The following is a 13379-nucleotide window of genomic DNA, read 5'->3' as shown; positions in this document are numbered from 1 at the left end:
CGGATATAGGGCGGGTTGGGGAGCCGGGGGTCGGTCCAGTCGGCTTCAGTGAATGTGTAGGAGGGGGTGGGCCGGGTTCCATAGCCGACCGCCGCAAACGAGGAGGTCAGCACCACCCGTTTGGCCGAGGCGGCACGCGCAGCACGCAATACACGCAGGGTGCCCTCCCGCGCGGGTCGGATGATTTCGTCTTCGTCTTTGGGAGACGCACCCGGAAACGGGGAAGCGACGTGCCAAACGTAATCGCATCCGGTCGCAGCCGCCTGCCAGCCGTCATCGCGCAGCAGGTCGGCCTGGACAAACTCAACGTCATAGGTCGAGACCCCGGCGGACGCCAGGGTGTCCTGCGCCGCTTTCTGCTTCTCAGCCGAGCGCACCGTCGTCCGGACGCTATGTCCGTCCTGGAGCAAGCGCAGGATGGAATGAATGCCCAAGAAGCCGGAGCCTCCTGTTACAAGAACTTTACTCATGGTCGAACCTCCGTTATGCGGTCATCGTGAGAGACGATCAGGGGCTCGACAAGTAGGATGTTTTTTCATCCTAGTAAGAAAAAACAGACCGAGGCCAGCAATGGAAACCGATTTCGCCCAACCGAGGCGCTACCGAAGCGACGATTGCGATGGCTGCACCGGCCCGGACCCAGAGCAAACCCGTCGGTTCCAGCAGGCTCTTCGAGCGATCACAGGTCGATGGAAGATCGAGATCGTAGGCTTGCTGGTCGAGGGTCCCGTGCGGTTCGGCGCGCTGAAGCGTGCGCTCCCTGGAGTCACGCAGCACATGCTCACGGCCCAACTCAAGGACCTCGTCACATCCGGAATGGTCATACGCCGGGCTTACCCTGAGGTTCCTCCCAGGGTCGAATACGAACTCTCCCAAGCCGGCGTGGACGTGCTGCCCATCCTTCAAGACCTCCTTGCGTGGGCTACCAAGCACGACGCGAGCCTGGGCTTGGCCGATTTACCCACCCGCGTCGTTACCCGTCCTAACGCGCTAGGCGCGGAGCACTCGGGCTAATGACGATGTGGATTCTTGAACACCCGGTGCGAGCAAGGGCTCAGATATGGCCGGGCCTTGTGGGTTGGCTGGCCTCGACGATGGTCCGAGCACACTGCGCGCCCAGGGCATACGCATACGCTTTGGCGAGGCCCGGCTCGCGGGTGCCCAAACTCCGCTTGATGACCTTCTTACCGAGCGTGCCCATGAGGTCACGCGGGACGATGATCCGGAAATACTACATGCCGGACTTGTGCCGAAGCAGATGATGGGGTAGACGCATATGCGTGTTGACCTACCCGGAAGCCCCAAAACGAAAAACGCCCAGCGATCTGAGATCACCGGGCGTTCAACGACTTGTATCAAGTGGCGGAGAGGGTGGGATTCGAACCCACGGTACGCTTACACGTACGCCTGATTTCGAGTCAGGTACATTCGACCACTCTGCCACCTCTCCGTGAACGGTCGACGGCAGGGGTTGAGCCCTGCCGGGCCCGCAATGATAGTGGGTCTGTTCTGCCGTGACAACAGGCTTTTGATGGGGCATCCTGCCCGGGCAATGGGCGCATCGGTGCCCTTCCCTTCGCTTTTCCAAGGTCTCCATGATCGAGTTCGGACACGGCACGCATACGGGGCTCCGCCGTACGCGCAACGAGGACACCTATTACGCCGACGCGGGCCTGGGCTTGTTCCTGGTCGTGGATGGCATGGGCGGGCACCAGCACGGCGAGGTGGCTTCGGCGACCGCACGTGACGGCGTCGTGGCCCAGGTCGCGGCGGGGCAATCGCTGGTCGATGCGATCCAGCGGGTGAACGAGGCGCTGATCGCCCGTTCGAGCGGCCTGGCCGATTCGCGCCCCATGGGGACGACCATCGCCGCCGTGCGTATCGTCGGCCGGTCTTATGAGGCCGCCTGGGTCGGCGACAGCCGAATCTACCGCTGGGACGGGACGTTAGCCCGCCTTTCTCACGATCATTCGATCGTGGAAGCGCTGGTCGAGGCGGGCGAATTGACCGAGGCTCAGGCGCGCACGCATCCCCAGCGCAGCGTGCTGACCCAGGCGCTCGGCATCACCTCGCCCGAGCAGCTTCACATCGGCCTTGCGCGTGGAGAGCTTGCCGCGGGAGCGCGGCTCTTGCTGTGCACCGATGGCCTGACCGACGAAGTCGAAGACAAACGCATCGGCGAGATCGTTTCGCGGACCGACATCGCCGCGCAGGAGTGCGTGGATCACCTGATCCTGGAAGCGCTGGGTGGGAGTGCGCGCGACAACATCACGGCAATTCTATTGCGGGCTACAGGCTAAGGTCGCTCGGTGCCAAGAGCCAGCTCCGCAGGAGCGCTCCACACGCCCGACGATGGTCGTGAAAACGAGCCCACCGCCCCTGAAAATCTCAATCTCCCTTAGCGATCCCTCGGAACCTATCCCTGTAAACGGACGTCACATCCGCGATTGTTGGGACGAGTACATCGCAACCTTCGTCCTTGCACGCAGCAAGTAGCAACCTGCCTGTTGAATATGCCCACTCGAAGTCACTGCCGTTGTATGGCGTGACGAGAAGGCGAAGTGTGCAGCCGCCGTCAGTACGAAGGCTCACTCTCATCTCGTCCCACACTTGGCCTCGCCATGCGACGTTTGCACTGTATCCAAGGGCCTGCACCCTATCGGCGTAGCCGCGTCTACATCCTTCCGGCTCGACAATAGTCATCACAAACTCCGGATGCCGAACATCCCGGAGTCTCCAGACATTATTGTTCGCTTCATCACGCCCCTCCCTTTGGGCGAGCGTGATTTCAACGGCCGCGCCTTCCTGTATGCACCAGGCCTTCTGCTGGATAACGCACTTCCGCGGAGGCTCGGGCGGGCCCTGTAAAGTAGAGGGTGTTGCGAAGACGGGATTCCAGACGAGCAGCGCGAGTGCGATGGACGAAACCACTAATTCCGTCGGCTTCATTTCAGCACCTCCCATTTCCAGCATGAACGTCCGGTGCGCACGAATTGATATTTCCAGGCGCCTGCAGTATTTCTCGCAAGGCCTGCTCATTAGCAGGATCGCCGCTAAGGTTATTCATGATACCGGAAGCCCCAGCTGGCTCACTCGTAATAGTGCTTCCATTCGCGGCGGTGCCGTTCTTGTACTGATCTCCAGCACCTCCCGTGTGACCTCCGAGCTCATGCGATATCACTAGCGGCGTGGCGCCATATTTTCCAGAAGCGGCAACAGTTACACGATCGCCGCCAACCGCGTTAGTTTCAGCACGCCCCGTAGATGTAACACCTTGTGTATCGGGAACAACGTTAATAAAGTTGGATGTCCCTTGTGCAGCCGAGGATGTCGCTTCAACTGCTTGCGCGGTGACTGTTACAGTCACCGCGCCAATCTTTACAGTGCCGGAAAAATCGTGGGCGATCTGTTCATTGATTTGAGCGGGCGAGACCGGAAGGCGCGCGCCGCCAGACGTTCCGATTACATACTGCGTCGTATAGGTAACTTGATTCTTGGCAGTCCAGAAAAGCAATCCAACCTTCCCGGTAGGATCTATGCGTGCAATAGGATTGCCGTTCACATATACGTATCTACCGAATCCGAAAATATCCCCTGCCTCTGGTGGCTTGGGGTCGACGCTTGCAAAGCGCCCCACAATTGGATCGTAGTAGCGGGCTTGCATATAAACGAGGGAGCTGTCCGAATCCTCCACATGGCCTGTATAGCCCGGGCCCTGCACCACCTCCCCCAGCGCCGGTGCGCCATAAGGACGATAATCACGGACTGCCGTCATATTTCCACTTGCGTCCGATGTAGCGAGAACGCTCCCCTGCGGATCGGTATAGAAATACGTGACCGTACCCGCAAAGACAGGCGAACTAAGTAATGCCAAGCTTAGGCCCAGCGACAGCGTGATCTTCCCCATCCCCATCCCCTGCATCCGTGACCTGTGGTTGAATCCTGAACCAGTGATATCCGACTGGCAAGGGGTCTGGACCGGGTATGAGAGTATGGTTGCGATCTACTAGTGAGCTTTAAACCGCACGCTCGCCCTATCTGCAGTTCTTGCAGATCCCATGCACTTCCAGCGTCTGCGCCTGCGGACGGAAGCCGAAGGCCTTCGCCTGGGCTTCGATCAACTCGGCGACGCGCTCGTCGCACACTTCCTGCGCGCACTGGCACTTGTCGCAGATCAGGAACGGTACCTGGTGCGCTTCGGCCGGATGATGGCAGGAGACGTAGGCGTTGATCGATTCCAGCTTGTGGATGAAGCCGTTCTCAAGCAGGAAGTCGAGGGCGCGATACACCGTGGGCGGTGCCGCGTTACCGTGTTTCTCACGCAGGCGATCGAGCAGGTCGTAGGCCTTCACGGGCTTGCCCGCGCCGGCGACCAGTTCGAGTACCTCGCGACGCAGCGGCGTCAGCCGCAGGCCACGTTCCGTGGAGACGTGCTCCACGGCCGCGACGAAGCCACGAGCGTCGTCGTGATGGTCGTGCTCATGTCGGTGGGCGGCGTGGTTCGTCACAGGCATATCCTCATGGCCGTCATCGTAACATGAGGGCGGGTCAGCGTTTTTTCGACCCGGGCAATGGCGGCGGCGTACGCCGCGGCAGGAACGGCACCACCCAGCCGAACGGCCCCAGGATCAGCGCTGCGACCACGCCCGCCATCGTCCGGCCCCGCCACCAACCCAGCAGGCCGCCGACCACCACGAAAACGACCTGCCAGAGGATCAGCTGGCCCCAGGGAACCAGGGCCATGAGGTTCATGAATATCCGCAGGAAGGCGCCCGGATCGTCCGGGTCGACCCCTTGCATGGCGCGGGCGAGCAGCTCATTCACCGCTCATCCCCGCTCGCTCGCCGGGATTCAGGCCGCGGCACGCGCCAGCGCATCGTCGATGCGCGAGAGCGCACCCTCGCGGCCGGCGAGATAGATGGTGTGCTCGATCGACGGCGAAACCTGGGTGCCCGTCATCGCCACGCGCAGTGGCGCGGCGACCTTGCCCATGCCCAGTTCCAGCGAGGCGGCGACGCGTTCGACCGCGCCGTGCACCGCTTCCGGCGTCCACTCGGGGAGTGCGGCCAGTTCCTTCTTCGCGGCGTCGAGCGCGGCCGGTGCGGTGTCGGTGCGCAGGTGCTTCTCCACGGCCTTGTCATCCCATTCGACGATCGGGCCGTACCAGATCTTCGCGCGCTCGGCCATTTCCTTGAACGTCTGCACGCGGTCGCGCAGCGCCACGACCACGTCGGCGGGATTCGGACCCTGCGTGGCGTCGATGCCGATCTTCGCCAGGTGCCACGCGAGCTCGGGACCGAGCGATGCCGGATCGTCGGTCTTCAGGTAATGCTGGTTGAGCCAGGAAAGCTTGGTCACGTCGAAACGCGACGCGGCCTTGTTGACATCGGCGATGTCGAACAGCGCCGTCATCTCCTCCACCGAGAAGATCTCCTGGTCGCCGTGCGACCAGCCCAGCCGCACGAGGTAATTGAGCAATGCGTGCGGCAGGAAACCATCGTCGCGGTATTGCATCACGCTGACCGCGCCATGGCGCTTGGATAGCTTCTGGCCGTCCGGCCCGAGGATCATCGGCAGGTGCGCGAACTCCGGCACGGGCGCGCCCAGCGCCTTGTAGATGTTGATCTGCCGCGGCGTGTTGTTGACATGGTCGTCGCCACGGATCACCTCGGTGATGCCCATGTCGATGTCGTCGACGACCACCGCGAAGTTATAGGTGGGAAAACCGTCCGAACGGAAGATCACCAGGTCGTCCAGTTCCTCGTTCGACCACTCGATGCGGCCCTTCACCTTGTCCTCGAAGACGACGCTGCCCGAGGTCGGGTTCTTGAAACGGATGACGCGATTCGGATCGTCACGCAACGGCTCGTTGCGGTCGCGGTAATAGCCGTTGTAACGCGGCTTCACGCCGGCGGCCATCGCCGCGTTGCGCATCTCCTCGATCTCTTCCTTCGACTCGTAGGCGTAGTAGGCCTTCCCCTCGCGCAGCAGCTGGTCGGCCACTTCGCGGTAACGATCCATGCGCAGGGTCTGGTAGTACGGGCCCTCGTCGTGCGTGAGTCCGAGCCAGGACATGCCGTCCAGGATCGCCTGCACGGCCTCCTGCGTGGAGCGCTCACGATCGGTGTCTTCGATGCGCAGCACGAATTCGCCGCCGCGACGACGGGCCTCCAGCCAGCAGTACAACGCGGTGCGCGCGCCGCCGATATGGAGGTAGCCGGTGGGACTGGGGGCGAAGCGGGTGCGGACGGTCATCGTGAGGGTCATCGGGCGGACAAGCGGGCGATTTTAACCGATACGGCCCGTTTTCAGGCCGGTCGCTGTCATCTGCCGGTCATGCCGCCATAACCCGCGCGACACGGCGGAAGGCCAGCATGAGCCAACCAGGCCAGTAGGGGCACCGCCATGCGCGTCGGCATCGTCACCGAGACCTATGCACCGGACGTCAACGGTGTCGCCCTGACCGTCCAGTCGCTCGCCCGCGGTCTCGTCCGCCGCGGCCACTCCGTCGACCTCGTCCGCCCGATCCATCCGGCGACCCCGCCGTTGGCCGATGCCGGGATGGACGTCCTCGCCGTGGAAGGCGCCGCGGTGCCCCGTTACGCAGGCCTGCGCTTCGGCCTGCCCTCCCGCTTTCGCATCGAGCGCCGCTGGCGCTCCGACAGGCCGGATGCCATCTATGTGGCCACGGAAGGCCCCCTGGGCTGGAGCGCCGTCAGCGCCGCGCGCCGCCTCGGCATCCCGGTGGCCACCGGCTTCCATACCCGCTTCGACTTCTACGTCGGCCACTACGGCTTCGGCGCGTTGACGCCGCTCGTGCGCCACTACCTCGCCCGCTTCCATCGCCGCGCGCAGACCACCCTGGTGCCGACCGGCCAGCTCGCAGGCGAACTGAACGACCTCGGCGTGCACGACGTTCGCGTGCTGCGACGCGCCGTCGACACCCAGCGATTCCATCCCGATCGCCGCGACGAAAGCCTACGCGCCTCCTGGGGTGCATCGGCCGATGCGCCGGTGCTGCTCAGTGTCGGCCGCATCGCGCCCGAGAAGAACCTGCACGTGGTGATCGATGCCTTCCGCGCCCTCGCCCGCCGCACGCCCGGAGCACGCTGCGTGATCGTCGGCGACGGTCCCGGCCGCGCGGCGCTCGAAGCCGCCAATCCCGACATCGTCTTCGCCGGCACGCGCCGTGGCGACGAATTGGCCACCTTCTACGCCAGCGCCGACCTCTTCGTCTTCCCGAGCCTGACCGAGACCTTCGGCAACGTGGTACTCGAGGCGATGGCCTCGGGTGTTCCGGTGGTCGCCTATGCGGAAGCCGCCGCGCGCGAGTTCATTCGCAACGGCCAGAACGGCATTCGTGTGGCGCCGGGCAACGAAGGCGGACTGGTCGAACGCGCCGCCGCACTGGGCGCCGATGCCACGGTGCGCGCCGCCATGGGCGTCGCCGCGCGCAACTCGGTGGCCGGCCTTTCGCCGGAATCGGTCGTGGCCGAGTTCGAATCGATCATGCAATCCCTCGCCGAGGAGCACGTCCATGAACGCAGCACCGCCGTCGCCGCGTAGGGCGAACCTGGACCGCCGCATGTGCGTCGCCGCCAACCGCTGGGGCGCGCGCAGGGCGATCGGCATCTTCTTCGGCGCCATCAGCCGCCTGGGCGATGGCGTGTTCTGGTATGCGCTGATGAGCGTCATCGCCCTCGTGGGCGGATGGCACGGCGTGGCCGTGGCGGTGCAGATGGCGATCACCGGCCTCACGGCGCTGATGCTCTACCGGGTACTGAAGCGCTGGACACGACGTCCGCGTCCGTTCCGCACCTGCCCCGGCGTGATCGCTCACGTGCCGCCACTGGACGAGTTCAGCTTTCCTTCGGGGCACACGCTGCAAGCGGTGTCGTTCACCGTCGTGGCGGTGGCGCATTACCCGGTGCTGGCGCCCTTCCTGATCGGTTTCGCCGCCCTGGTCGGCGCATCGCGTGTCGTGCTCGGCCTGCACTACCCCAGCGACGTGCTCGCAGCCACCGCCATCGGCGGTGGACTGGGCACGTTGTCGCTGTGGGCGGAACGCGTGCTGGTCTGAGCCGCGTACCGGGTATTGCCCGCCACATCGGGCTTCCCACACGAAATCAGGCGGCGGCGCGCGGCGCCTTCTGCAGGATGCCGAGGATCGAGCCGAGCTTGTCGCGCATCTCGCGACGGTCGACGATCACGTCCACCGCGCCGTGGTCGACGAGGAATTCGGAACGCTGGAACCCTTCCGGCAAGGTCTCACGCACGGTCTGCTCGATGACGCGCGGGCCGGCGAAGCCGATCAGCGCCTTCGGCTCGGCCACGTTGAGGTCGCCCAGCATGCCCAGGCTCGCCGACACGCCACCGGTGGTGGGATGGGTGAGCACCGAGATGTAGGGAACGCCCGCGTCGCGCATGCGGGCGAGGGCCGCCGAGGTCTTCGCCATCTGCATCAGCGAGAACAGGCCTTCCTGCATGCGTGCGCCGCCCGTGGCGGAGAAGCATACGAGCGCGCTCTTTTCGGCGAGCGCCTTCTCCGCGGCACGCGCGAACTTCTCGCCCACCACCGAGCCCATCGAGCCACCCATGAAGGAGAACTCGAAGGCCACCGCGACGAGCGGACGCTCCAGCAGGCGGCCGGACATCGCGATCAGCGCGTCCTTCTCGCCGGTGTTCTTCTGCGCGGCGGCGACGCGGTCCTTGTACTTCTTCTGATCCTTGAATTTCAGCGCGTCGACCGCTTCCATCTTCGGCCACAATTCCGTCGTGCTGCCTTCGTCGAAGAAGGCGGCAAGGCGCGCACGCGCGGAGATCGCGTGGTGATGGCCGCACTTCGGGCAGACCATCAACGACTTCTCGAGCTCCGGCTTGTAGAGCACGGTGCCGCAACCGGCGCACTTCTCCCACACGCCCTCGGGCACCTTGCCCTTGCCGCCGGCCGCGCTGGGTGCGCGGGTCTTCGGCGTCATGATTTTCTGCAGCCAGTTCATCGTGTTTCTCCGAATATCTGTACTACCGCACCGACCGTCAGCGCGCGTCGAGCGCGGCGCGGATCGGCGCGAGGAAGTCCCGTGCCCTGCCGGCGGCATCGTCGGCCGAGGTCGCGCCGGCGAGGCGGTCGACCAGGGCGCTACCGATGACCACGGCGTCGGCGAATTCGCCGATCGCCTTCGCGCTCGCGGCGTCACGAACGCCGAAGCCCACGGCCACCGGAGCCTTCGCCCGTGCGCGGATACCGGCGACGCGCCCGGCGATCTCGCCGGTGCTCAGCTGGGCCGCGCCGGTGATGCCGGCGAACGACACATAGTACAGGAAGCCCGATGCGGCCTCGCAAAGCCGGGCCAGCCGGGCCTCGGCCGTGGTCGGCGAGGCGAGCAGGATCTGGTCGAGGCCGGCTTTGCGAAGGGGTTCGAGGACATGCGATTCCTCCAGCGGGCAATCGACCATCAGGACGCCATCCACGCCCGCTTCGACGGCATCTTCGGCGAACGCCGCGTATCCGTACATTTCCACGGGGTTGAGGTAACCCATCAGGACGATCGGGGTCTCGTTGTCGGTCTCGCGAAAAGCTGCGACCCAGGCCAGCACGTTGCCCAGGCCGACGCCCTTGGCCAGGGCGCGCTCGCTGGCGTGCTGGATCACCGGGCCATCGGCCATCGGATCGGAGAACGGCACGCCCAGCTCGATCACGTCGGCGCCCGCGGCGACCAGGCCGTGCAGCAACGGCACCACGGCATCCGGCGACGGGTCGCCGGCGGTGATGAACGGAACGAGGCCGGTGCGGCCCGCGGACTTCAGCGCCGCGAAACGGCGTTCGATGCGGCTCATCAGAGTTCGATTCCTTCGCGCGCGGCAATGGTGTGCACGTCCTTGTCGCCGCGACCGGAAAGGTTGGCGAGGACCAGGCCGTCCTTCGGAAGCTTGCGAGCCAGCTTGATCGCCTGGGCGATCGCATGGCTCGATTCCAGCGCGGCGAGGATGCCCTCGGTGCGCGCCAGCAGGTGGAAGGCTTCCAGCGCCTCGTCGTCGGTCACGCCGACGTATTCCGCACGGCCGGCGTCCTTGAGGAAGGCATGCTCCGGGCCCACGCCCGGGTAATCCAGGCCGGCGGAGACCGAATGCGTCTCGATGATCTGGCCGTTCGCGTCGGACAACACATACGTGCGATTGCCGTGCAGCACGCCCGGCTTGCCCGCCGCGAGCGAGGCGGCATGGCGGCCCGTCTCGATGCCCTCGCCCGCCGCCTCGGCGCCGACGATGCGGACCTGGCGGTCGTTGAGGAAGGCGTGGAACAGGCCGATGGCGTTCGAACCGCCCCCCACGCAGGCGGTGATCACGTCCGGCAGGCGGCCGAACTGTTCGAGCGTCTGCTCGCGCGCTTCGCGGCCGACGATGGCGTTGAAATCGCGCACCATCTGCGGATACGGATGCGGGCCGGCGACGGTGCCGATGATGTAGAAAGTGTCGGCGACGTTGGTGACCCAGTCGCGCATCGCTTCGTTGAGCGCGTCTTTGAGGGTCTTCGAGCCGGAGGTGACCGGTACCACTTCCGCGCCGAGCAGGCGCATGCGGTAGACGTTGATCTTCTGCCGCTCGATGTCGACCGCGCCCATGTACACCACGCACTTCAGGCCCATGCGCGCGGCGACCGTGGCGCTGGCCACGCCGTGCTGGCCGGCGCCGGTCTCGGCGATGATGCGCGTCTTGCCCATGTGCCGGGCGACCAGCGCCTGGCCCACGGTGTTGTTGATCTTGTGCGCGCCGGTGTGGTTCAGGTCTTCGCGCTTGAGCACGATGCGCGCGCCGCCGACATGCTTCGACAGGCGCTCGGCGTGGTACACCGGGCTGGGCCGGCCCACGTAGTACTTGAGGTCGCGGTCGAGCTCGGCGATGAAGGCCGGGTCCTTGCGCAGTTTCTCGTACGCCGCGGTGAGTTCCGCGAGCGGCTCCATGAGGGTCTCGGCCACGTAGATGCCGCCGTAATCGCCGAAGCGCCCATGCGCGTCGGGATAGGCGTGGAAATCCGCGATGTCGGTCATTGCCTTCTCGTTACCTGCTGGAGGCCGTGTCACGCGTTGGGGACGGCGCGCACGGCGGAAATGAAGCGTTCCATCTTAGCCCGATCCTTGATCCCGGGCGACGATTCGATGCCGCTGGACACGTCCACCGCCCAGGGCCGGGCGACGCGGATCGCCTCGCCGACATTCTCGGCCGTGAGTCCGCCGGCGAGCAGCAGCGGTTGCGCAAGATCCTTCGGCATCAGCGACCAGTCGAACCGCTGGCCACTGCCACCCTGCTCGCCCAGGCCGTGGCCATCCAGGAGCAGGCCGGCGGCTCCCGGATAATCGCGCAGGCGAGCCAGCGCCGAAGCACCCTCGCCCATCGCGATGGCCTTCAGGTAGCGCACACCGTAAGCGGCACATTCCGCATCCGCTTCCGCGCCGTGGAACTGCAGCATGTCCGGACGCAGCACCCGCACCACTTCCTCCACATAAGTCGGATCGTCGTCCATCACCAGCGCCACCGTCGTCACGAAGGGCGGCACGGCATCGCGCAAGCGCGCGGCGGACACCGGGTCGACGAAACGCTTGCTCTTGCGCGTCATGATGAAACCGACGGCATCGGCACCCAGCCGCGCGGCCAGTTGCACGTCGTCGATACGGGTCAATCCGCAGCATTTGATCCGGGTCATAGCGTCACTTCCTGTGGCAGGCCCCAATGGGCTTCATAAAGGGGGCCGATGAAGGTCAGGCCTTCCGCGGGCGCCGTGGCACCGGCGACTTCGCGATCGCGGCCGGCCAGCAGCTCGGCCATCCAGCCCACGGGCTGCTCGCCACGACCGATGGGCAGCAGCGATCCGACGATGTTGCGCACCATGTGATGCAGGAAGGCGTTGGCCTCGATCTCCACCACCACGTGGATGTCTTCGCGAAACACGCGGATCGAGCGCACGTTGCGCCGCGCGTGCGCCGCCTGGCACGAGATCGCACGGAACGCGGAGAAATCGTGTTCGCCCACGATCGCCTGCGCCGCCTCGTGCATCGCCTCGGCATCGAGCGCCCGGCGCTCCCATGCCACGAAACGGGCGTCCAGCGCGGGACGGACGAAGCGCGGCAGGATGCGATAACGGTACCGGCGGCCCCGCGCGGAAAAGCGCGCATGGAAATCGTCGGCCACCGGAAGCGCCCAGGTCACCGCCACGCTGTGCGGCAGGTTCGAGCAGGCACCCAGGACCCAGCCCCGCATGTCCCGCACCACCTCGGTGTCGAAGTGGACCACCTGGCAGCGGCCGTGCACGCCGGCGTCGGTGCGCCCGGCGGCGGTCACTTCGATGGGCTCATGGGCGACCCGGCTCAGCGCTTCCTCCAGCGCCCCCTGCACGGTCTTCGCATGGCTGAGCCGCTGCCAGCCGCGGAAGTCGGTGCCGTCGTATTCGACGCCTAGGGCGATGCGCATGGAGTTGTTCGAAAGGCGGTGGAAACCGGAAAGGTTACCACCGCCGGGGGTGGGAGCCGCCCTTCTGGCTCAACGATCGATCGAGTCGTCGTTCTCCAGCAGCGCCCGATGGATCCAGCCGCCGACGGCACCGCCGAGCAATGGCACGACCCAGAACACCCAGAGCTGGGAGATCGCCCATCCACCCTGGTACAAGGCCACGCCCGTGCTGCGCGCGGGATTCACCGAGGTATTGGTGACCGGGATGCTGATCAGGTGGATGAGCGTGAGGGCCAGGCCGATCGCCAGCGGGGCGAAACCCACCGGCGCCCGCTTGTGCGTCACGCCGAGGATGACCAGCAGGAAGAAGGCGGTCAGCACGAACTCGGCGACCACGGCGGCAAGGAACGAATAACCACCGGGGGAATGCTCGCCGTATCCGTTGGTGGCGAAACCGGCCGCCACGTCGAAGCCCGGCTTACCACTGGCGATGAGGTAAAGCACGCCACCCGCCGCCACCGCGCCGATCACCTGGCTGACGATATAGGGCAATACGTCGCTGGCGGGAATGCGCCCGCCCGTGAAGCAACCCAGGGTCACCGCCGGATTGAAATGGGCGCCGGAAATGTGCCCGACGGCATACGCCATCGTCAGCACGGTGAGGCCGAAGGCCAGGGCGACACCGGCGAAGCCGATGCCTAGTTCGGGAAAGGCCGCGGCGAGCACCGCGCTTCCACAACCACCGAAAACCAACCAGAAGGTACCGAAGAACTCCGCGAGCAGACGCTTGGACATATTCGCACTCCTTCGAATGAAGTCACTGAAGCAGGTACGTGCCAGGGTGTAACAAACAGACCGCCGGGTGGGAGCCGACCTTGTCGGCGATCCCGCGCCAGCGGGCCAGCGTGTGGCGAGCACCCATCGCCGACAAGGTC

At 65.4% G+C, this 13379-nt stretch carries 17 protein-coding genes and 1 tRNA gene; 4 read left to right on the top strand and 14 right to left on the bottom strand.

The window, feature by feature from the left end; genetic code table 11:
• Positions 1 to 470 (bottom strand): NAD-dependent epimerase/dehydratase family protein (locus ACR9ZJ_RS16220; RefSeq protein WP_481288314.1); only part of this gene is annotated, 470 nt, incomplete at its 3' end.
• A 100-nt stretch (positions 471 to 570) separates the two neighbouring features.
• Between ACR9ZJ_RS16220 and ACR9ZJ_RS16215 the strand changes: the two genes are divergently transcribed.
• On the top strand, positions 571 to 1014 hold the full coding sequence (locus ACR9ZJ_RS16215) for a winged helix-turn-helix transcriptional regulator (protein ID WP_481288313.1): 444 nt from the start codon (positions 571 to 573) through the stop codon (positions 1012 to 1014).
• Between the two features lie 40 nt (positions 1015 to 1054).
• Here the strand turns inward: ACR9ZJ_RS16215 and ACR9ZJ_RS16210 are convergent, their stop codons facing one another.
• A complete protein-coding gene (locus tag ACR9ZJ_RS16210; RefSeq protein ID WP_481288315.1) occupies positions 1055 to 1219 on the bottom strand; it encodes a DUF6538 domain-containing protein in 165 nt (54 codons plus the stop codon).
• Positions 1220 to 1360: 141 nt separating this feature from the next.
• Positions 1361 to 1450 (bottom strand) — tRNA-Ser (locus tag ACR9ZJ_RS16205).
• Between the two features lie 145 nt (positions 1451 to 1595).
• On the opposite strand from ACR9ZJ_RS16205, the gene ACR9ZJ_RS16200 reads away from it, so the two are divergent.
• Complete coding sequence (locus ACR9ZJ_RS16200; protein ID WP_481288312.1) at positions 1596 to 2300, top strand: PP2C family protein-serine/threonine phosphatase; 705 nt, start codon at positions 1596 to 1598, stop codon at positions 2298 to 2300.
• Positions 2301 to 2388: 88 nt separating this feature from the next.
• Here ACR9ZJ_RS16200 and ACR9ZJ_RS16195 read toward each other — a convergent pair whose 3' ends face one another.
• The 5 genes from ACR9ZJ_RS16195 to gltX form a co-directional block, all read right to left on the bottom strand.
• Positions 2389 to 2949, bottom strand: coding sequence for a hypothetical protein (locus ACR9ZJ_RS16195; protein ID WP_481280709.1), 561 nt, complete (start codon positions 2947 to 2949; stop codon positions 2389 to 2391).
• Position 2950: 1 nt separating this feature from the next.
• Positions 2951 to 3907: an RHS repeat-associated core domain-containing protein gene (locus ACR9ZJ_RS16190; protein ID WP_481280710.1), complete on the bottom strand. Its 957-nt coding sequence runs from the start codon at positions 3905 to 3907 to the stop codon at positions 2951 to 2953.
• Between the two features lie 127 nt (positions 3908 to 4034).
• Positions 4035 to 4508, bottom strand: coding sequence for a transcriptional repressor (locus ACR9ZJ_RS16185; RefSeq protein WP_481280711.1), 474 nt, complete (start codon positions 4506 to 4508; stop codon positions 4035 to 4037).
• A 40-nt stretch (positions 4509 to 4548) separates the two neighbouring features.
• A complete protein-coding gene (locus tag ACR9ZJ_RS16180) occupies positions 4549 to 4824 on the bottom strand; it encodes a hypothetical protein (RefSeq protein ID WP_481288311.1) in 276 nt (91 codons plus the stop codon).
• A 27-nt stretch (positions 4825 to 4851) separates the two neighbouring features.
• On the bottom strand, positions 4852 to 6255 hold the full coding sequence (gene gltX / locus ACR9ZJ_RS16175) for a glutamate--tRNA ligase (RefSeq protein ID WP_481288310.1): 1404 nt from the start codon (positions 6253 to 6255) through the stop codon (positions 4852 to 4854).
• A 150-nt stretch (positions 6256 to 6405) separates the two neighbouring features.
• Here gltX and ACR9ZJ_RS16170 point away from each other — a divergent pair, with 150 nt between their 5' ends.
• Positions 6406 to 7566, top strand: a complete 1161-nt coding sequence (locus ACR9ZJ_RS16170) for a glycosyltransferase family 4 protein (RefSeq protein WP_481280713.1) — start codon at positions 6406 to 6408, stop codon at positions 7564 to 7566.
• Positions 7538 to 8080 (top strand): phosphatase PAP2 family protein, encoded by a 543-nt coding sequence (locus ACR9ZJ_RS16165; RefSeq protein WP_306847460.1) that lies wholly within the window; start codon positions 7538 to 7540, stop codon positions 8078 to 8080. The genes ACR9ZJ_RS16170 and ACR9ZJ_RS16165 overlap by 29 nt, the downstream gene beginning before the upstream one ends.
• Positions 8081 to 8126: 46 nt before the next feature.
• Here ACR9ZJ_RS16165 and accD read toward each other — a convergent pair whose 3' ends face one another.
• From accD to aqpZ, 6 genes are all read right to left on the bottom strand, one after another.
• Positions 8127 to 8999 (bottom strand): acetyl-CoA carboxylase, carboxyltransferase subunit beta, encoded by an 873-nt coding sequence (accD, locus tag ACR9ZJ_RS16160; RefSeq protein ID WP_481280714.1) that lies wholly within the window; start codon positions 8997 to 8999, stop codon positions 8127 to 8129.
• Positions 9000 to 9036: 37 nt separating this feature from the next.
• Complete coding sequence (trpA, locus tag ACR9ZJ_RS16155) at positions 9037 to 9837, bottom strand: tryptophan synthase subunit alpha (RefSeq protein WP_481280715.1); 801 nt, start codon at positions 9835 to 9837, stop codon at positions 9037 to 9039.
• Positions 9837 to 11048, bottom strand: a complete 1212-nt coding sequence (gene trpB / locus ACR9ZJ_RS16150; RefSeq protein WP_481288309.1) for a tryptophan synthase subunit beta — start codon at positions 11046 to 11048, stop codon at positions 9837 to 9839. The genes trpA and trpB overlap by 1 nt, the downstream gene beginning before the upstream one ends.
• Positions 11049 to 11077: 29 nt before the next feature.
• Positions 11078 to 11701, bottom strand: coding sequence for a phosphoribosylanthranilate isomerase (locus ACR9ZJ_RS16145; protein ID WP_481288308.1), 624 nt, complete (start codon positions 11699 to 11701; stop codon positions 11078 to 11080).
• Entirely contained in the window at positions 11698 to 12465 is a 768-nt protein-coding gene (truA, locus tag ACR9ZJ_RS16140; protein WP_481288307.1) for a tRNA pseudouridine(38-40) synthase TruA, read from the bottom strand. Before truA ends, ACR9ZJ_RS16145 begins: the two co-directional genes overlap by 4 nt.
• A 69-nt stretch (positions 12466 to 12534) precedes the next feature.
• Positions 12535 to 13239: an aquaporin Z gene (aqpZ, locus tag ACR9ZJ_RS16135; RefSeq protein WP_481288306.1), complete on the bottom strand. Its 705-nt coding sequence runs from the start codon at positions 13237 to 13239 to the stop codon at positions 12535 to 12537.
• Positions 13240 to 13379: the final 140 nt, after the last annotated feature.

This window comes from Luteibacter sp. KNZ12-1A (assembly GCF_056755675.1).
Note: the sequence above shows the minus strand (reverse complement) of the source record. Positions and strands in the feature narration are given on the sequence as shown.